Here is an 18642-nt window from a genome sequence, read left to right as displayed (position 1 = left end):
CGTCCAACCGACAAACGGGAGCCGACGCGACGTCGCCCCCCGAACAGACCAAGGGTAGGCGCGCTCGATCGAGGGCATTGCGACTCGTGTCGCACGTCACGTGGCCGGCGGGCGACCCGATCGCAAGTCGTCGGCCGTTACGGCAACAAGCCGGTGACCCGGGCCAAGGCCTGCCCGGTGACCTTCGCAATCGCCTCGAAGTCGTTGTCGTCGTGCAGCAGCGCCAGACGGTGCCGCTCGGCAGTCGCGGCGATGATCAGATCACTCGGCCCGGGCGCACGATGCGAGCCGGTGTGCATCAGCTTTTGCTGCACGGTCCGAGCTCGCCGAATATCGCGCTCGTCCGTCTCGTACGGCAAGTAGGCATTGCCGAGCCAGTCGTCCCAGTCGGCGGCCTCGCTCGGACTGCGAGCGCTCCGCAGGATCTCCAGTTCGGACATCGGGCAGATGCCAACGAGTCCCGCGTCAATGGCGGCGTGCCACGGCAACACGAGGTCGGTGTCCCGCAACAGGCGCCACACCGCACTCGTGTCGATCAGGTAGTCGGCGACGATCAACTGCGGTAGTTCCTCTTGTCGCTCAGGAACTCCAGGTCGATGCCACCCTCGGCTGCCGATCGCTGCATGTCGGCCATCGCCTGGCGACGCCGGCGACGCATGGCGACCTCTCGCAAGGCCGTGTTCACCGTGTCCTTCTTGGTCTTGGTGCCAAGCAGGACCATGGCCTCTGCCAGTGCCTCATCGTCTATATCGATCACAGTGTTGGTCATACATACCTCCCGTATATATCCCATACAGCATAGGAGACACTCGGGCAATTCACCCGGTATTCCCGAGGGATCACCCCAACGGGGACAGCCGGGTTCCGGGTTTCCGAACCGTCCACCGATGCGAACGGATCTCCGCCCGGACATGGAGCGGCGGCGTACGGGAGGACCCCCGCACGCCGCCGAGTCTTGCGGTGGGTCAGACCGAGACGGTGACCGTGTCCTTGCCGGAGCGCAGCAGCGTGCCGTTGGCGGCGCCGGTGGTCCGGCCGTCGCGCACGGTCTCCACGCCGTTGACCCGAACGCTGACCACGCCGGTGGACTCGCTGGTCAGTCGCGGGCTGTCGCCCGGCAGGTCGTGCATCAGCCGGGCCGGGCCGGAGCCGACGGTGGCCGGGTCGAACAGGACCAGGTCGGCGTGGAAGCCCTCGGCGATCCGGCCGCGGTCCTTGAGGCCGAACAGTTCGGCCGGCTCGGTGGTGAGCATCCGCACCGCGCGCTCGAGCGAGACCAGCTTGCGGCCGCGCAGCATGTCGCCCAGGAAGCGGGTGGTGTAGGTGGCACCGCACATCCGGTCCAGGTGCGCACCGGCGTCCGATCCGCCCAGGATCACGTGCTCGTTGTCCCACACCTGCTGCCGCAGGTCCCACGACGCCTGATCGTTGTCGGTGGGCATCGGCCACAACACCGTGCGCAGATCGTCGTTGATGCAGATCTCCACCAGCGTCCAGAAGTCGTCCTGGCCGCGCTCCTTGGCGATGTCCGCGACCACTCGGCCGGACAGGCCCTTGTTGGCCTCGGAGTAGGTGTCGCCGATCACGTAGCGGCCGAAGTCGGCGAGCCGGCGGAAGACGCCCGCCTCGGGGCTGTCCGCGTTGCGCAGCATCTCCGCGCGCACGTCCGCTTCGCGCAACTTGGCGATGCGCTCGGGCACCGGCAGCGACAGGATCGGGCCCCAGCCCGGGATCAGGTTGAGCGCGCAGTAGGTCAGGAAGGACATGTTCATCGGGACCAGGACCGGCATGGTCAGGATGACGATCCGCCCGCCCGCCTCCTTGGCCTTCTCCGACGCGTAGATCTGGCGCGGCGCGCGGTCGGGCGCGGCGGCGTCGACGGTGAGCACGTTCCAGTTCATCGGCCGACCGGCCGTCGTGGTCATCTTGACCAGCAGGTCGATTTCCTCGTCCGAGAACTTGTCCAGACAGCCGGCGACGATGACCTCCAACTGGGTGCCCTCGTGCTTGCCGACCTCCTCGCACAGCGCCAGGATCTCGGCCGGCGTCGCGGCCCGGGACGGGACCGGGTTGCCGTCGCCGTCGGTGTGGTTCGACTGACCGGTGGAGAAGCCGAGCGCGCCTGCCTCCATCGCCTTGCCCAGTTCCACCACCATCGCCGCGACCTGTTCGGGCGAGGCCTCCTTGCCGACCGAGTCGGTGCCCATCACGTAGCGGCGGATGGCGCAGTGCCCGGCCATGAAACCGGCGTTCACCGCGATCCGGCCCTCCAGCTTGTCCAGGTACTGGGCGAACGTCTCCCAGCTCCAGTCCACGCCGTTCTCCAGCGCGGGCAGCGCCATGCCCTCGACCTTGGCCATCATCCGCCGGGTGTAGTCGGCGTCCTCGGCCTTGAGCGGCGCGAGCGTGAAGCCGCAGTTGCCGCCGATGATCGTGGTCACGCCGTGGTTGACCGAGGGCGTGGCGTACGGGTCCCAGTGCAGTTGAGCGTCGTAGTGGGTGTGCGGGTCGACGAACCCGGGAGCCAGGATCAGGCCCTCGGCGTTCTCGGTGCTCGCGGCCTCTTCGGTTATGCCGCCGGCGGGGGTGACGGCGACGATCCGCCCGTCTCTGATGCCCACGTCACCCAGGAAGGACGGCGCGCCCGTCCCGTCGACGACGGTGGCTCCGGTGATGACGTGGTCCAGCATGGCGAAGCTCCTTCTGCCCTCGGTGTTGCCCGCGAGCGCGGCCGACCGCATGCCTGCGCATGCCCGGCCCCGCCCACCCACGAAACTGATGGTACGTCAGATGTACCAGCTCGCCAGGGGTCCGCGCGGGATGAGACGGGACTCACCCGAGTCATGCCACTGTGGCATATCTCGATGGCGGATCGGGACGGCCCGCAAAGGCTCGAAACCGCTCAGAAGAGCTTCACACCCGCCATCCAACCGCCGTCTACCACGATGTGGGTGCCCGTCATGTACGAACTGTCGGGGCTCGTCAGGAACAGCGCGGCGGTCGCGATCTCGTCCGGCTCGCCGATTCGGGCCAGAGGTATGCCGCCGAACACCTCACTCACCGGGTCCGGCTCACCCGGCGCCGGGGTTGGTGCGGTCAGGCCGTCGATGTCGCCCGGGTTGGTCATCGGCGTACGGACGCCGCCTGGGCAGATCGCGTTGACCCGGATTCCCGGTCCGGCCTCCAGAGCGGCCACTCGGGTCATCGCGAGCACCGCGCCCTTGGTGGAGGCGTACGCGACCAGGCCCTCCATGCCGGCCAGGCCGGCGTAGGACGCGATGTTCACGATCGTGCCCGGGCCACCCGCCGCGCGGATCGCGGGCAGTGCGGTCTTCATGCCCAGGAACGTGCCGAGCTGGTTCACCTCGACGATGCGCAGGTATGCCGCTCGGGACATCTCCTCGATCGGGTCGAAGGCCAGGATCCCGGCGTTGTTGACCAGCCCGTCGAGCCTGCCGAACGCCCCGACGGCGGCCTGCACCGCGCGTTGCCAGTCGTCCTCGTCCGACACGTCCAGGTGTACATAGCGGGCCGCGTCGCCGATCTCCTTCGCCGCCGCCTCGCCCGCCTCGTCGAGGATGTCGGCGAGTACGACCCGGGCCCCCTCGGCCGCGAACAGGCGGGCCTCCACGACCCCCTGACCACGTGCCGCGCCGGTGATCAGGACCACCCTGCCGTCCAGCTTGCCCATGCGAACTTCCCTTCGGAGAACGGAGACTGATGGAGCGTCAGCGCAAGGTGTGCGGTGCGTGTGTGCACGTTGAGCGTGCGGTGCACGTTGGGCGCGTTGGGCGCGTTGGGCGCGGGCGGTGCGCACGGTCTGCGTAATGCGCTCGTGCGCGATGTACGTGTCGTGCGCGTCGCGTCGTGCGGGTGATGCCCGCGGGTGCGCGCCGCGCCGCGATCAGGAGAGGTTCGGCGCGACCTCGGCGGCGAACCGTGCGATCTGGTCGAGCAGCTCGGCCAGGTCACGGCTGCGGAAGCGGACCTGGATCTGGTTCGCGCCCTGCTCGCCGTACCAGCGCAGCGACTCGGCGAGCTTGTCCGGGCTGCCGGCGAGGGTGTTCGCCCCGACGTCCCAGCCGGCCTCGCCGACGTAGAGAATCTCGGTGATGGCGCCGATGTCCAGGCGCTCGTCGGCGCGGCCGACCTCCTCCTGGTAGCGCCGCAGTTCGGCCAGCTGATCGGGGTAGGTCGCCCGCGGGCTGCCCTGCGGCAGCCAGCCGTCGCCGTACTTGGCCACCCGCTTGAGCGCCGCGCTCGCCGAGCCGCCGATCCAGATCGGCGGACGGGGGGTCTGCACCGGACGCGGCAGCGCGCCCATGTCCTCGACCTGCCAGCGCTCGCCCGCGAAGGTCACGTACTCGTCGCGCAGCGCGAGGTCGAGCAGTTCCAATGCCTCGTTGAGCGCCTTGCCCCGGGTCTTGAAGTCCACCCCGAGCATCTCGAACTCGGCCTCGACGTGTCCCGCACCCGCGCCGACGATCGCCCGGCCCTTGGAGATCCGGTCCAGCGTCGCGAACGCCTTGGCCGACATCATCGGGTGCCGGTAGGCGAGAACCGACACGTGACTGATCAGTCGGATCCGCTCGGTGATGCCCGCGAGCCAGCCGAGCGTGGTCATCGTGTCCCACCACTCGGTACCCATCGCGCCGGCGTGGCTGCGCGGGATCGCGGTGTGGTCGCAGACCGCGATGTACGCGAAGCCGGCCCGGTCACAGGCCTGCGCGATCGCGGCCAGCTCGTCCGGTCCCGAGGTCTCCTCCCATGCCTCCGCGTACAGCTTGCTCTGCGACTGGATGGGCAGCTGCATGCCGACGTGCAGGGTGCCCGGGGGCAGGATCGCGGCCATGAAAGTGCCTCCGAGGGATCGAGGGAGATCGTTGGACTGTGGCGAACGCGTGTCACATACTCCGATCTAACGGGTCGTCAGACAAGGCCGAAGTACCGCTCCTGGAGGAACCGGACCGTGATCAACACCACCGACCCAAGCGTCGACGAGGCCGAGGTGCGGATGCGGCTGGAGATCGAGGAGGCCACCGGCATCGCGGTGCTGACGCTGTGTCGACCGGACAAGCTGAACGCGTGGAGCTGGGAGGCGACGCGACAGTTGGGCATCATGGCCGACCGGATCCGCTTCGACGAGCGGGTCCGGGTGGTGCTGCTGCGGGCCGAGGGGCGCGCGTTCTGCGCGGGCATCGACGTCACCGCGCCCGGCGGCGCGATCACCGGCCGCTCCGGCGCCGAACGCACCCGCAACTACTACGAGGGCCTGCGCTGGGTGCACGAGCGCTTTCGCACCTTCGCCCGGTTGCCACAGCCCGTGGTCGCCGCCGTCCAGGGATACTGCCTGGGCTTCGGCTTCGAGCTCGCGTTGATGGCGGACATCCGGATCGCGGCCGACGATGCCAGGTTCGCGCTGCCCGAGGCGCAGATCGGCGTCGCGGTGGACGCGGGCGGCGACATCCGGATCGCCCGGGAGGCGGGCGCGGGCTGGGCCAAGCTGCTGTCGCTGACCGGCCGCCGGATCGACGCGGCCCTGGCCGAGCGCCTGAACCTGGTCCAGGAGGTGGTGCCCGTGGCCGACCTGGACCGCGCCGCACGAGCCTTGGCCGAGGAAATCGCCGCCAACGCCCCCTTGGCCGTCCAGGGCATCAAACGCAGCATCGACACCTTCGCCGACGCCAACCTGGACACGGCCCTGGGCCTGACCGCGATGTCCGCAGCCCTGACCCTGGTCTCCGACGACTCGGTAGCAGGCTACGCAGCCAAAGCAGCCCGCAAATCAGCAGACTTCGAGGGCAGGTAACTCCCCGCCCCAACCGGATTCGCCCTCAAACGCCGGCCGGACCAACAGCCCGGCCGGCGCATGAGGCCACCCAGCCCCGCCGGCGCTTGAGGCGAACCCAGCCCGGCCGGCGCATGAGGCCACCCAGCCCGGCCGGCGCATGAGGCCACTCAGCCCGGCCGGCGCATGAGGCCACCCAGCCCCGCCGGCGCATGAGGCCACCCAGCCCCGCCGGCGCTTGAGGCGAACCCAGCCCGGCCGGCGCATGAGGCCACCCAGCCCCGCCGGCGCTTGAGGCGAACCCAGCCTGGCCGGCGCTTGAGGCCGCTCAGCCCGGCCGGCGCTTGAGGCCAAAAGCAACCCCAACGCCCCGCCCTCAACGACGCGCCGCCTCCTCCGCAGCCCGCGCCCGAAGCTCGAACTTCAACACCTTCCCACCCGGATTCCGCGGCAACTCGGTGACGAACTCCACCGCCCGAGGCACCTTGTAGTTCGCCATCTCCTGCCGGCAGAACGCGATGACCTCCTCGGCCGTGACCTCCGCCCCCGGCCGCAGCAGCAGGTACGCCTTGCCCACCTCGCCCATCCGCGCGTCCGGCACACCGACCACCGCGGCCTCCGATATCGCCGGGTGCCCCGCGAGCACCGACTCGATCTCCGCCGGGTAGGCGTTGAAGCCGCCGACGATGAACATGTCCTTGATCCGGTCGGTGATCCGCAGGTTGCCCTGCTCGTCCAGCACGCCCACGTCGCCCGTGTGCAGCCAGCCGTCGGCGTCGATCGCCTTGGCGGTCTCCTCCGGGTCCTCGAAGTAGCCCTTCATCACGTTGTACCCACGCACCCACACCTCGCCGGACTCGCCGACCGGCGTCGGCTTGCCGTCCGCGTCCGTGGTGATCACCTCCACGCCGGGAATGGCCCGCCCGGAGGTGGACGAGATGACCTCGGCCGAGTCGCCCTGCCGGCACATGGTGGCCGTGCCACACGACTCGGTCAGCCCGTACGCGGTGAGCACCGAGTCGAAGCCCAGTTCCTGCGCCATCCGGGTGACCAGGGACAACGGCACCGCCGCCGCGCCGGTGACCGCGAGCCGCAGCGAGGACAGGTCGTACTTGCCGGCCCCCTCGCGCGCCACCGCGTCCAGGAGCGAGGTGTAGATCGTCGGCGCGCCCGGTAGCACGGTGACCTTCTCCTGCTGGATCACCGCCATCGTGGCGTCCAGGTCGAAGACCGCCTGCGGAATCATCGTGGCGCCCTTGATCAGGCTCGCGATGATCCCCGCCTTGTACCCGAAGGTGTGGAAGAACGGGCTGACGATCAGGTACCGGTCGCCCTCGGTGACGCCGACCACCGACGCCCACGTGTCGAACACGCGCAACGTCTGCGCCTGGGTGGTCATCACGCCCTTGGGCTGCCCGGTGGTGCCGGAGGTGAAGATGATGTCGCCGATGTCGTCGGGGGTGACGCTCGCCTTGCGGGCGTCCACCTCGGCGGCGGAGATCCGGTCGCCGCCGGCCAGGAAGTCCCCCCACGCGACGCAGTCGTCCGGCGCGGTGTCGGCGAGCACGACCACCCGTTCCAACTCGGGCAGGTCCGCGAACGCCCGGCCCTCCGCCGCCCCGCCGGCCGCCTGGCGAAGCATGCCGACATAGGACGAACCGAGGAACGTGCCCGAGACGAACAGCAGCCTGGCGTGCGTCTTGGCCAGTACGTACTTGGCCTCCGCACCCTTGTACCGGGTGTTCATCGGCACCACGACCGCGCCCGCGGTCAGCGCACCGAGCGCGGACACGATCCAGTCCAGCGAGTTCGGCGCCCAGATGCCGACTCGATCGCCCTTGTCCACACCCGCCGCGATGACGGCACCGGCGGCACGCCGGACGCGGTCCCGCAGTTCCGCGTAGCCGACCCGTACATTGCCGTCCACCACGGCCTCACGGTCACCGAAGCGGTCCGCCGCACTGTCGACGAGAGCAGGGATGCTCCCCCACTCAAGGTCCCCTTGCATGATCGCTCCCGGAGAGGCCAGAGGTTGATTGAACCTGACGGTACGTCAGATCATGGCGGCCTGGGAAGCGGCATCACGGCGATCGAGACGCAGACCACCGCGACGTGGTGGTCACCGATGATTGAGGGCTGAGGCATGCGCAAGTTCGAGACGCTGGGCTACGAGCAGGAGAACGGCGTCGCGTGGGTGACGTTGAACCGGCCGAACCGGCACAACGCGTTCGACATCACCATGATCGACGAACTGCACTCGCTGTGGCGTGAGCTGCGGCACGACGACGACGTGCGGTGTGTGGTGCTCACCGGCGCGGGCGACAAGGCGTTCTGTACCGGGATCGACCGGGGTGTGGACATCCCGCAGCCGTCGTCGCCGTACATGATGGACGACCCGATGCTCAAGGTGGGACCGAAGTTCTCCGACCTGTGGAAGCCGGTCATCGTCGCGGTGAACGGGATGGCCTGCGGCGGCGCGTTCTACCTGCTGGGCGAGTGCGAGTTCGTGATCGCGGCGGAGGAGGCGACCTTCTTCGACCCGCACACCACATACGGCATGGTGTCCGGCTTCGAGTCGATGCACCTCGCGCAGCGCATGCCGCTCGGCGAGGTCATGCGGCTCACCCTGCTGGGCAACGCCGAGCGGATGAGCGCCAAGCGCGCCTACGAAACGGGATTGGTGTCCCAGGTGGTACCGGCCGCCGAGTTGCTCGACACCGCCCGGTGGGCCGCCGAAACCATCGCCTCCTACCCTCCACACGGCGTCCAGGGCTCGGTGCGCTCCATCTGGGCAGCCCGCGACCTCACCCGCGCCCAGGCCCTGAGCATGGCCCCCCACATGATCGAACTGGGCAACCTCGACTGGTCCGACCAGGCCGGCCTCTTCCAGACCCGCACGAAGGACTACCGGGTCCGCTGACCGCGCCGAGGGCCCCGACCCACCGAGGTGGGTCGGGGGCTCGGTCGGACGACGGCCGCCTCTTGCGTCGTCCGGGTCTCGGGTGTCAGTACGAGGGCGTCGTGGGCGCCGGCGCGGCGCCGAGCAGGTCGGCTGCGACGCGGTCGCGGTGTTCGCCCGCGTCGCCCCACGCGGCGCCCAGTGCCCAGGCGCGCTTCATGAACAACTGGAGATCGTGCTCCTCGGTGTAGCCGATCGCGCCGTGCACCTGGAGGCAGTTGCGGGCCGCCAGGTCGGCCGCCTCGCCCGCGTAGATCTTCGCCATCGACACGTCGCGGTCCGCCGAGGGCAGGTCGCGGGCGAGCGAGTAGGCCGCACGCAGCACCACCGGGCGGGCGAACTCCAGCTTGATCAGCACGTTGGCCAGGTGGTGCTGGACCGACTGGTGGGTGCCGATCCGCACGCCGCGCTGGACCCGCTGCTTGGCGTAGTCCACCGTCATGTCGAGCATCCGCCGGGTCAGCCCCAGCAGTTGCGCCGCCGCGCCGAGCGCGCCGCGGTTCGCCGCGCGGGCCAGCGCCCGCTGTGCGCCGGAGGCCACCAGGGTCTTCGGGGTCGGCTGGAAGCCGACGGTGTAGAGCTTGCGGCTGCGGTCGACGGAACGTTGTGCGGTGAGCTCGCAGTCGCCCGGGGTGGTCACATGCAGGTCGCCGTTGGCCAGCCCGATCACCAGCACGTCGGCGGCGGCCGCCTCGACCGCGAGCCGCCGGCCGGGCAGCAGTACCGACGCGGTGGCCCGACCGGCCGCGATCTCGGCCAACCACCCGGCGTCGGCCGCGAACTCGGCGAGCAGGCCGACCGCGACCGCCGATTCGAGCAGCGGTTCGGGCAGCGCGGCGTAGCCGGTCTCGACGAGCACGGCGGCCAGTTCCTCGTCGCCCATGCCCAGGCCGTCGTGCTCCTCGGGGACCACGATGCCGGTCACGCCGACCTTGGCGAGTTCGGCCCAGCGCGCGGAGATCGCGCTGTCGGCGGCCCACGCGGCGCGTACGTCCGTGCCGGTGCACCGGTCGGCGAGGAAGTCGCGGACCGTGTCGCGGAACAGTTCCTGGTCTTCGGTGTATGCGAGGCGCATCGTCGGAATCCTTCTACTTCGCTCGGGGCAGGCCGAGGATGCGTTCGGCGATCGTGTTCCGCTGGATCTCGTTGGTGCCGGCGTAGATCGGGCCGCCGAGCGCGAAGAGGTAGCCGTCCAGCCAGCCGCCGTCGCCGTCGTCCAACTCACCCGCCTCGCCGAGCAGGCGCAGTGCGGTCGCGTGCAGCTCGACGTCCATCTCGGACCAGAAGACCTTGTTGATCGAGGAATCCGCGCCGATCGCGCCGCCCGCCTGGAGTTTGGTGACCGTGCCGAAGGTGAAGAGCCGGTACGCCTCGGCGTCCATCCACGCGCGCACCACCGCGTCCCGCTCGGCCGGGCGTGGGTCCTGCTTGTACAGGTCGATCAGCTTGTTCGCGGGCGCCACGAAGCGGCCCGGGCTGCGCAGGTTGAGGCCGCGCTCGCTGCCGGTGGTGGCGATCATGATCTTCCAGCCCTCGTTCACCCCGCCGAGTACGTCGGCGTCCGGTACGAAGACATCGTCCAGGAAGACCTCGGCGAAGCCCGGCTCCCCGTCCAGCTGTGGGATCGGCCGTACGGTCACGCCCGCGGCGGCGAGGTCGACCATGAAGTAGGTCAGGCCGCGGTGCCGCTGTGCCTCGGGGTCGGTGCGGAACAGGCCGAACAGGCGGTGTCCGTACGTGCCGCGCGAACTCCAGATCTTCTGCCCGTTCAGCAGCCACCCGCCGCGCTCGTCGTCGCGGTCGGCGCGCGAGCGCACGTTGGCCAGGTCGGAGCCGGCCTCCGGCTCGGACCAGCCCTGGACCCAGATCTCCTCGCCGGAGGCCATTTTCGGCAGGTAGCGGTCCTGCTGCTCCTTGCTGCCGAATTCGAAGACCGTCGGCGCGAACAGGAAGATGCCGTTCTGGCTGACCCGGCCCGGGGCGCCGGCGCGGTAGTACTCCTCCTCGAAGATCAGCCATTCGGTCAGGCCGGCCTCGCGGCCGCCGTACTCCTTCGGCCAGGACACCACCGCCCAGTGCGCGTCGAAGAGCTTGCGCTCCCACGCCTGGTGAGCCAGGAAGCCCTCCCGCGTGTCCATCGACGGCAGTGGTTCGGCGGGCACGTTGGCGGTCAGCCAAGCACGCACCTCCCGGCGGAACTCCTGCTCCTGCTCGGTGAATTCGAGATCCACTGGGCGACTCCCTCGACGGGTGTGAGACCGAGGACACACAGGTCGAAACCCGGTCGGACACGGGTAGCATAACTGACGGGTCGTCAGGTTAACCGTTCCATGCGGTGTGGCGACACCGTGGGCGGCGTGCGATCGGACACGCGGGCGAGGGAAATCGTCAGTCGAACAATCGAGGATCAAGGGGGCCCCAGTGGCCGAGGCATACATCGTCGACGCGGTCCGCACGCCGGTCGGCCGCAAGAAGGGCAGCCTGGCCGGGGTACACCCGGCCGACCTGGGCGCCCACGCGATCAAGGCCCTGGTCGAGCGCAGCGGGATCGACCCGGACGTGGTCGAGGACGTGGTGTTCGGCTGTGTGGACACCATCGGCCCGCAGGCCGGCGACATCGCCCGCACCGCGTGGCTGGCCGCGGGCTACAGCGAGGCGGTGCCCGGGGTCACCATCGACCGGCAGTGCGGCTCGTCGCAGCAGGCGATCCACTTCGCGGCGCAGGGCGTGATGTCCGGCACCCAGGACGTGGTCGTGGCCGGCGGCGTGCAGAGCATGAACCAGATCCCGATCGGATCGGCGATGACCTCGGCCGTGCCGCTCGGCTTCTCCGACCCGTTCTCCGGCTCGAAGGGCTGGGCGGCGCGCTACGGCGACGAGCCGGTCGACCAGTTCCACGGCGCCGAGCTGATCGCGAAGCGGTGGGACATCTCCCGCGAGGAGATGGAGCGCTTCGCGCTCGCGTCGCACGAGCGCGCCCTGCACGCGATCGACAACGGGTGGTTCGAGAAGGAGATCGCGCCGATCGACGTGGACGGCACGCTGGTCTCGGTCGACGAGCCGCCGCGCCGGGGCACCACGCCGGCGAAGATGGCCGAGCTGAAGGTGCTGATGGAGGGCGGCCGGATGACCGCGGCCGTCGCGTCGCAGATCTCCGACGGGGCGGCGGCGCTGCTGATCGTCTCCGAGCGCGCCCTGAAGCAGTACGGCCTCACCCCGCGCGCCCGGATCCACCACATGAGCGTGCGTGGCGCGTCCCCGATCGAGATGCTCTCCGCCCCGATCCCGGCCACGGAGTACGCCTTCGCCAAGTCCGGCTTGGGCATCGACGACATCGACGCGGTCGAGATCAACGAGGCGTTCGCGCCGGTGGTGCTGTCCTGGATGAAGGACATCAAGGCCCCACACGAGAAGGTCAACCCCAACGGCGGCGCGATCGCCCTGGGCCACCCGCTCGGCGCCACCGGCGCCCGGTTGATGACCACCCTGCTCCACCACCTGGAGCGCACGGGAGGCCGCTACGGCCTGCAGACCATGTGCGAGGGCGGCGGCCAGGCCAACGTCACCATCATCGAACGCCTGGGCTGACCCGGCGTCGGACCTCGCGAGGCGAACCCCGAAGGGCGCGATCACCGGGTTCGGTGGTCGCGCCCTTCGGGGTTCGCGGACGGCGGTGGCGCCGTGCGATCAGAGTTGGCGCTGGTAGACGTGCGGCTCGTGGTCGGTGGGGTACTGCGGCGCCGCGTGCTGCGGGGCGTGGATGCGCGGGATCCGGCTGGGCCACCAGTTGGCCCTGCCCAGGAGCGTCATCAGCGAGGGCAGGATCACGATGCGGACCACGATCGCGTCGATCAGGACCGCGGCGGCCAGGCCGATGCCCATCTGCTTCATGTCCAGCATGCTCAGCGTGCCGAAGACCACGAACACCGAGACCATCACGAGCGCCGCGCTGGTGATCACGCCGGCCGAGCCGGTGATGCCCTTCTCGACCGCGGCCTTGGTGGACATCCCCTGCATGGCCGCCTCGCGGATCCGGCTGACCACGAAGACGTGGTAGTCCATCGAGAGGCCGAACAGGACCACGAACAGGAACAGTGGCAGCCAGGAGATGATCGCGCCGCTGGAGTTGAAGTCCAGGATCCCCTCGGCCCAGGTGTGCTGGAAGACCACGACCAGGAAGCCGAAGGAGGCCAGCGCGGAGAGCAGGTTGATCGCGATCGCGGTGAGCGCGACGACCACCGAGCGGAAGGTCACCGACATCATCACGAAGGTCAGCAGCAGCACGAAGCCGATCACCAGCGGCAGCTTGTCCTGCACATGGTCGGCGAAGTCCTTGTTCTCGGCCGTCTCACCGGAGACCGCGAACTCCGCGCCCGCCACCTTGCCGACGGTGTTCGGCAGCACGCTCTCGCGCAGTTGCTTCAGCGCGGTCTTGGCTTCCTCGGAGCTGGAGATGTGCGGGGTGATGACGTCCGCCTTGAACGCGCGCCCGTCCTTCGAGACCAGCACCTCGACCGGGTCCTGGGCGAACAGCGGGTTGTCGCGGGTCTGCGCGACCGCCTTGTCCAGCGCGGCGCGGGTCTCCTTCTCCTTGCCGAGCGGAGCCAGCGCGAGCAGGTTGTACGGGTTGTGCTTGCTCGGGTAGGCGTCGGTCATCCGGTCGTAGGTCTGCATCGTGGACATCGAGCGCGGGAAGTCGTCGCTGGAGGTGTTCTGCAGTTTCATCCCGAAGGCCGGCAGGGCCAGCGCGCCCAGGGCGAGCACCGAGACCGCGAGGGTGATCGCGGGGTGGTTCAGCGCGGGACGCAGCAGCGCCTTCCACACGCGCGGCTCGCGGTCCTCGCGGGCGGTCAGCCGCCACAGGATCGGGATTCGCGGCCGGTCGATCCGGTTGCCCAGCTTGGCCAGCAGCGCGGGCAGCACGGTGAGCGAGCCGATCATGGCGACCGCGACCACGATGATGCCGCCGGTGGCCAGGCTGGAGAAGACCGCGTCGTCGGCGATGTACATGCCGGCCATCGAGACGGCCACCGCAATCGCGGAGACCACCACGGCGTGCCCGGAGGTGGCGGCGGCGATCTCGATCGCGTCGATCCGGCCGCGGCCCTTGGCCCGCTCCTCGCGCTCACGCTTGACGTAGAAGAGCGAGTAGTCGACGCCGACCGCCATGCCCATCATGGTGATCACGCTGGAGACGGTGCCCGAGTCCGGGAAGACGGCGGAGGCGAGGCCGTACAGGCCGATCGAGGCGCCGACCGCCGAGATGGCCAGCAGCACCGGCACCGCGGCCGCGATCATCGCGCCGAACGCGACCATCAGGATGATCAACGTGACCGGCAGGCTGAACAGTTCGGCCCGACCGAGGTCCTTGCCGATCTGGTCCTGGATGCCCTTGCCGATCGACGCGTCGCCGATCTCCTCGACCCGCAGCTCGGGGTGCGCCTTCTGCACACTCGCCGTCGCCTTCAGCAACGGGTCGATGTGGTCCTGGGCCTTGTCGGCGGATCCCTTCATGGTGAGCGGGACCAGCAGCGCGCGGCCGTTGCCGGCCGGGACCGGCGCGGCCACGTCGGCCACCTCGGGCAGCGCCCGCAGCTTCGTGGTGACCTCGGCGGCGACCTTGTCCGCCGCGGCCCGGTCCAGCGTGCCGTTCTTGGCGGTGATCAGTACGTTCTCGCTCGCCGCGCCGTCGAGGCCGTACTGCCGGGAGATCTCGTCGGCCCGGCCGGACTGGCCGGTGCCCATGTCCGCCGCGGTGGTCTTCTCGGTGCCCACCATGCCCCCGACGACCAGGCAGATGGCGACGAAGGCGATCCACATGGTGATCGCCCGCCACGGGTGGGTGGCGCTCCATCGTGCGACGCGAACAGTCGCCGGCTGCTTGGTCATCGTCAGGTCCCCTCGTGATCCACTGTGTCCCGCTGACAGTTCGAGTCTGTCGGCGCGACGGTCGCGGAACACTGCGTCGAACCCCCGATCAGGGGTGGGTCCAGCCCCACCCCTCGGGTGCGTGCGGACGCAGCGGGGACCCGGCGCGGACGCGGCGCCGGCACCGCCCGGAAGGGGCGATGCCGGCGTTCGGGTAAGGCGCGGAGCGGTCAGACCCGGGCGGACTCCAGGTCGTGGAGGATCCCACTGGCCTGCTCGGTGATCCGGGTGATCAGCTCGGCGCACGAGGGCAGGTCCTCGATCACGCCGACCACCTGGCCCGAGGCCATCACACCCAGGTCCGGACGCCCGTCCACCATCGCGGCCTTGAGCAACATCGGGGTGTTCGCCGCCATCAGCACCTGCGGCCAGCTCAGCCCCTGCGACTTCTTCATCGCCAAGCCCTCGCGGACCATGTCGGTGAGCTTGGTCCCGCTGAGCTTTTGGAACCTCAGCGCGTTGGCGATCGAGCGCGGATAGCGGGCGACCACGGAGCGCTGTTCGAGCCTCTTGACGAAGTCGGTGGCCAGCACCCGGTGCGGGACGCCGTCGACCTCCTTGGACACGACCGTGCCGTTGACATCCGTGGCGAGATAGACGTCCTTGACCGCGTTGCCCACCGGGCTGTCCGAGGTGAGCAGGAAGCGGGTGCCCATCGCGATCGCGTCCGCGCCGTACGCCAGCGCGGCGACCAGACCGCGCCCGTCGAAGAAGCCGCCGGCCGCGATCACCGTGACGTCGCTGCCGCGCAGTACGTCGGTCACCTGCGGCAGCAGCAGCGTGGTCGGGATCGAGCCGGTGTGCCCGCCGCCCTCGCCGCCCTGCACGATCACACCATCGACGCCCCACTCGGCGACCTTCTGCGCGTGCCGCTTGGCGCCGATCGATGGCACCACCAGCATGCCCAGGTCGTGCGCGCGCTTGATCAGGTCCTTCTTCGGCGCCTGTGCGAACGAGGCGACCCCGATGCCCTCGCGGCCCATCAGGTCGATCCGCTCGGCCGCGTCCGGTGCGTCCGCGCGCAGGTTGACCGCGAACGCCTTGGTGGTGCTCTTCTTCACCGCCGCGATCGCCGCGACCAGTTCGTCGTAGGTCATCGTGGCCGAGGCCAGGATGCCCAGACCGCCGGCCTCGGCGGTGGCCGCGACCAGCCTGGGGTAGGACACGTAGCCCATGCCGGTCTGCACGATCGGGTAGTCGACGCCGAACTTCTCGGTGAACCCGTTGCGCAGCGCCGGGTGCAACCCGCCCTCGGCGCCGGTCACGCGGGCACCTCGCGCAGCCGCATCCCGCGCGGGTCCAGGACGTCCCGGATGATCCGCAGTTCCTCGCCCGAGGGCACCCGCGAGGTCGGCACGTCGGCCGGGATCACCAGCTCGAAGCCGGTCGCCTCGACGACCTCCTCGACGGTGACGCCCGGGTGCAGCGAGCGCAGCCGCATGACCTTCGCCTCGGTCTCGAAGTCGAGCACACACAGGTTGGTGACGACCCGTCGGACCTCGTGGAAGCGTCCGGCCGAGCCCACCGCGGCGGCCCGGTCGTACCCGACGCAGGAGACCATGTCCACCTTCGGCGTGAGCACGCGCGCCGAGTGCTTGGGGATCCAGTAGCTGGTGGTGTGGTTGATCGTGTTGCCCGGCCCGCCGCGCGAGCCCAGCACCTGGCGCTTGGGTTTGGCCCAGTCGCCGATCGCGGAGATGTTGGCGTTGCCGTGTGCGTCGATCTGCACCGGGCCCATCATCACGTGCCGCCGACCCGAGGCGAGCACGTCCAGCACCTGGCGGTAGGGAATCCAGCCGACCACGGCGAACTCGTCGGGTCGGGCGCCCAGTCGGGCGTCGCCCTCGAAGAAATACGACTCCCCGTTGGAGAGCATCAGGTCCGGCTCGAACGTCGCACGGGCCAGCCGGGCGCCGATCGTGGGCACGGCACCCATGGGGCTGCCGATGATCTCGCCGTCGCCGCGGAAGCAGTCCGCGACGGCGGCGACGCACACGTCGGCCCGGGTGGCCTCGGTCAGGGTCTCGGTCACTTGGCCGTCTCCTTCTTGAACTCCTCGACGGCGGCCTGGTATGCCGCTTCGCTCTCGACCTTGAGGAATCGCTGCTCGAACGCGGCCCATGCCTCGGGGTCGGCGGCAGCGGTGACATACGCCTTCTGGAACGCCTCGTCCCGGCCGTACTCCGGCGGGCACTCGGTGAAGTGCGCGCCGTTCGGCGCCTCGACCACGCCGTGCGTCATGTACCGGTGCACGGTCAGCGTGTGCACGCAACCGGCCGCCTTGAGCAGTTCCTCGCTCGGCACGATGCGCTCGGCCGAGACGTACGCCTTCTCGGCCGCGAGGCAGAACAGGTCGTCCATGAACTGGTCCGGGCCGGTCAGCGCGGCATTGCCGCGCTCGTCGGCGACATTCGCGTGGATCAGCGCGACGTCCAGGTTCAGGGCCGGCATCGCGACCAACGTCTCGTCACCGTACGGCGATTCGATCGTCTTCAGGTGCGGCGAGACCTTGAGGATGTCCGAGCCCAGACCCGCGCGGGTGGGCAGGAACGGCAGCCGCTGGGCGGCGGCGCGCAGGCCGGTGAGGAACATGCCCTCGTCGTACTCCACCGCCTCGACCAGGCCGTTCTCCCGGACGTGGCGGAAGTTGGGCTCCAGCGGGATCGAGTCGAGCGACACGAACGCGTAGACGAGTTTGCTCGCCTTGCCGGCCCGGGCCAGCAGCCCGACGTCGGGGCCGCCGTAGGAGACGACCGTCAGATCCTTGAGGTCGGATCGCAGGATGGCCCGGACCAGGGCCATCGGCTTGCGCCGCGAACCCCACCCGCCGATGCCGACGGTCATCCCGTCGGAGAGCTGTGCGACGACCTGATCGGGCGTCATGCGCTTGTCAGCCATGGATGGTTGCTCCGTCTCTGCTTCGAGGTGTCCGCATCACTTGAGGGTGCCCGCTTCGCGGCCCTCGGTACTGTGCTCGCCCGGGGGCAACCCCCGGACCCCCGGCAGGGAGGCGGTGGCGCTCACTTGGAGGTGTCCGCTTCGCGGCCCTCGGTGAAGGCGTCGCGCAGTTCGTCCGACACGCCGGTCAGGTTCAGTTCGAACGTGAAGCCCTGCTCGTAGCGGTACGAGCGCTTGACGTCGACCGGGTCGATGCCGTTCAGCGACGCCTTCGCGGCGCGGATGACGGTCGGGCTCTTCGCGGCGATGGCGCGAGCCACCTCGAACGCGGTCTCGACCAGCTTGTCCCGGTCCACCAGCTTGTAGATCGAGCCGTACGCGTGGAGTTCGGCCGCGGGGGCGTTCTCCGACGTGTAGACCATCTGTCGCATCCGGTGTTGCGGAACCAGCCGGGCCAGGTGGGTGGCCGCGCCGAGCGCGCCGCGGTCCACCTCGGGCAGGCCGAAGAACGCGTCGTGCGACGCGACGATGATGTCCGCGTTGCCGACCAGACCGATCCCGCCGCCGACGCAGAACCCGTGCACCGCGGCGATGACCGGCACCTCGCAGTCGTACACCGCGGCGAACGCGTCGAAGCAGCCCTTGTTGGCCGCGACCAGCGCGTCGAAGCCCTCGGTATTCGACATCTCCTTGATGTCCACGCCGGCGTTGAAGCCGCGACCCTCGGCCCGGAGCACCACGGCCCGGACCTGCGGGTCGCGGCTCGCGTCGCGGAGTCGGTCCGCGAGCTCGAACCAACCGGCGACGGTGAGCGCGTTGACGGGGGGTGCGTCCAGCACCACCTCGGCGATGCCCTCACGCACCTCGTAACGGATAGCCATGGCAACCAGATCCATTCGGCCGCGTGCGTCGGATCGGCCGGCGACGTCCCATGTACCGGCGGGTGCGGCCGACGCGGCCGTCCGGTCGTGAGAGGCACATCACCACCCGATCTGACTGATCGTCAGATTTCTGCCACCATAGTTGACCCCGAGCGACCCACGCCAGACGAAGCGAGCGTGGCGCCCAC

16 protein-coding genes are annotated in these 18642 nt (G+C 69.8%); 3 read left to right on the top strand and 13 right to left on the bottom strand.

The annotated features are described in order from the left end of the window. Positions 1 to 137: 137 nt before the first annotated feature. The 5 genes from ABZS54_RS10635 to ABZS54_RS10615 all read right to left on the bottom strand — a co-directional run bounded on the left by ABZS54_RS10635 (position 138) and on the right by ABZS54_RS10615 (position 4852). A complete protein-coding gene (locus tag ABZS54_RS10635; protein WP_355533211.1) occupies positions 138 to 557 on the bottom strand; it encodes a PIN domain nuclease in 420 nt (139 codons plus the stop codon). Continuing rightward, a complete protein-coding gene (locus ABZS54_RS10630; protein ID WP_355533208.1) occupies positions 554 to 769 on the bottom strand; it encodes a type II toxin-antitoxin system VapB family antitoxin in 216 nt (71 codons plus the stop codon). The genes ABZS54_RS10635 and ABZS54_RS10630 overlap by 4 nt, the downstream gene beginning before the upstream one ends. 196 nt (positions 770 to 965) lie before the next feature. After that, complete coding sequence (locus ABZS54_RS10625; protein ID WP_355533291.1) at positions 966 to 2741, bottom strand: D-aminoacylase; 1776 nt, start codon at positions 2739 to 2741, stop codon at positions 966 to 968. A 161-nt stretch (positions 2742 to 2902) separates the two neighbouring features. Further along, a complete protein-coding gene (locus ABZS54_RS10620) occupies positions 2903 to 3691 on the bottom strand; it encodes a glucose 1-dehydrogenase (protein ID WP_355533205.1) in 789 nt (262 codons plus the stop codon). A gap of 213 nt (positions 3692 to 3904) precedes the next feature. Further along, positions 3905 to 4852 (bottom strand): TIGR03619 family F420-dependent LLM class oxidoreductase, encoded by a 948-nt coding sequence (locus ABZS54_RS10615; RefSeq protein ID WP_355533202.1) that lies wholly within the window; start codon positions 4850 to 4852, stop codon positions 3905 to 3907. Positions 4853 to 4969: 117 nt separating this feature from the next. Between ABZS54_RS10615 and ABZS54_RS10610 the strand changes: the two genes are divergently transcribed. Next, positions 4970 to 5809 (top strand): enoyl-CoA hydratase/isomerase family protein, encoded by an 840-nt coding sequence (locus ABZS54_RS10610; protein WP_355533199.1) that lies wholly within the window; start codon positions 4970 to 4972, stop codon positions 5807 to 5809. Positions 5810 to 6164: 355 nt separating this feature from the next. On the opposite strand, the gene ABZS54_RS10605 is transcribed toward ABZS54_RS10610, so the two are convergent. Continuing rightward, the gene (locus ABZS54_RS10605; RefSeq protein ID WP_355533196.1) at positions 6165 to 7796 is read right to left on the bottom strand and encodes a FadD3 family acyl-CoA ligase; all 1632 of its coding nucleotides are present in this window, start codon (positions 7794 to 7796) and stop codon (positions 6165 to 6167) included. A 135-nt stretch (positions 7797 to 7931) separates the two neighbouring features. On the opposite strand from ABZS54_RS10605, the gene ABZS54_RS10600 reads away from it, so the two are divergent. After that, entirely contained in the window at positions 7932 to 8708 is a 777-nt protein-coding gene (locus ABZS54_RS10600) for an enoyl-CoA hydratase/isomerase family protein (protein WP_355533193.1), read from the top strand. Between the two features lie 85 nt (positions 8709 to 8793). Here ABZS54_RS10600 and ABZS54_RS10595 read toward each other — a convergent pair whose 3' ends face one another. After that, the gene (locus ABZS54_RS10595; RefSeq protein WP_355533190.1) at positions 8794 to 9822 is read right to left on the bottom strand and encodes an acyl-CoA dehydrogenase family protein; all 1029 of its coding nucleotides are present in this window, start codon (positions 9820 to 9822) and stop codon (positions 8794 to 8796) included. 13 nt (positions 9823 to 9835) lie between these two features. Continuing rightward, positions 9836 to 10978: an acyl-CoA dehydrogenase family protein gene (locus ABZS54_RS10590; protein WP_355533187.1), complete on the bottom strand. Its 1143-nt coding sequence runs from the start codon at positions 10976 to 10978 to the stop codon at positions 9836 to 9838. A gap of 190 nt (positions 10979 to 11168) precedes the next feature. Here ABZS54_RS10590 and ABZS54_RS10585 point away from each other — a divergent pair, with 190 nt between their 5' ends. Continuing rightward, the gene (locus ABZS54_RS10585) at positions 11169 to 12335 is read left to right on the top strand and encodes an acetyl-CoA C-acetyltransferase (RefSeq protein WP_355533184.1); all 1167 of its coding nucleotides are present in this window, start codon (positions 11169 to 11171) and stop codon (positions 12333 to 12335) included. 99 nt (positions 12336 to 12434) lie between these two features. On the opposite strand, the gene ABZS54_RS10580 is transcribed toward ABZS54_RS10585, so the two are convergent. The 5 genes from ABZS54_RS10580 to ABZS54_RS10560 form a co-directional block, all read right to left on the bottom strand. Continuing rightward, positions 12435 to 14636: an MMPL family transporter gene (locus ABZS54_RS10580; RefSeq protein WP_355533181.1), complete on the bottom strand. Its 2202-nt coding sequence runs from the start codon at positions 14634 to 14636 to the stop codon at positions 12435 to 12437. 209 nt (positions 14637 to 14845) lie between these two features. After that, a complete protein-coding gene (locus ABZS54_RS10575; protein ID WP_355533178.1) occupies positions 14846 to 15940 on the bottom strand; it encodes a nitronate monooxygenase in 1095 nt (364 codons plus the stop codon). Then, complete coding sequence (locus ABZS54_RS10570; RefSeq protein ID WP_355533175.1) at positions 15937 to 16707, bottom strand: CoA-transferase; 771 nt, start codon at positions 16705 to 16707, stop codon at positions 15937 to 15939. The genes ABZS54_RS10575 and ABZS54_RS10570 overlap by 4 nt, the downstream gene beginning before the upstream one ends. Beyond that, complete coding sequence (locus ABZS54_RS10565) at positions 16704 to 17573, bottom strand: CoA-transferase (RefSeq protein WP_355533172.1); 870 nt, start codon at positions 17571 to 17573, stop codon at positions 16704 to 16706. Before ABZS54_RS10565 ends, ABZS54_RS10570 begins: the two co-directional genes overlap by 4 nt. Before the next feature lie 122 nt (positions 17574 to 17695). Next, positions 17696 to 18454, bottom strand: coding sequence for an enoyl-CoA hydratase family protein (locus ABZS54_RS10560; protein ID WP_355533169.1), 759 nt, complete (start codon positions 18452 to 18454; stop codon positions 17696 to 17698). Positions 18455 to 18642: the final 188 nt, after the last annotated feature.

It is taken from the genome of Embleya sp. NPDC005575, assembly GCF_040605455.1.
GTDB lineage: Bacteria > Actinomycetota > Actinomycetes > Streptomycetales > Streptomycetaceae > Embleya.
Note: the sequence above shows the minus strand (reverse complement) of the source record. Positions and strands in the feature narration are given on the sequence as shown.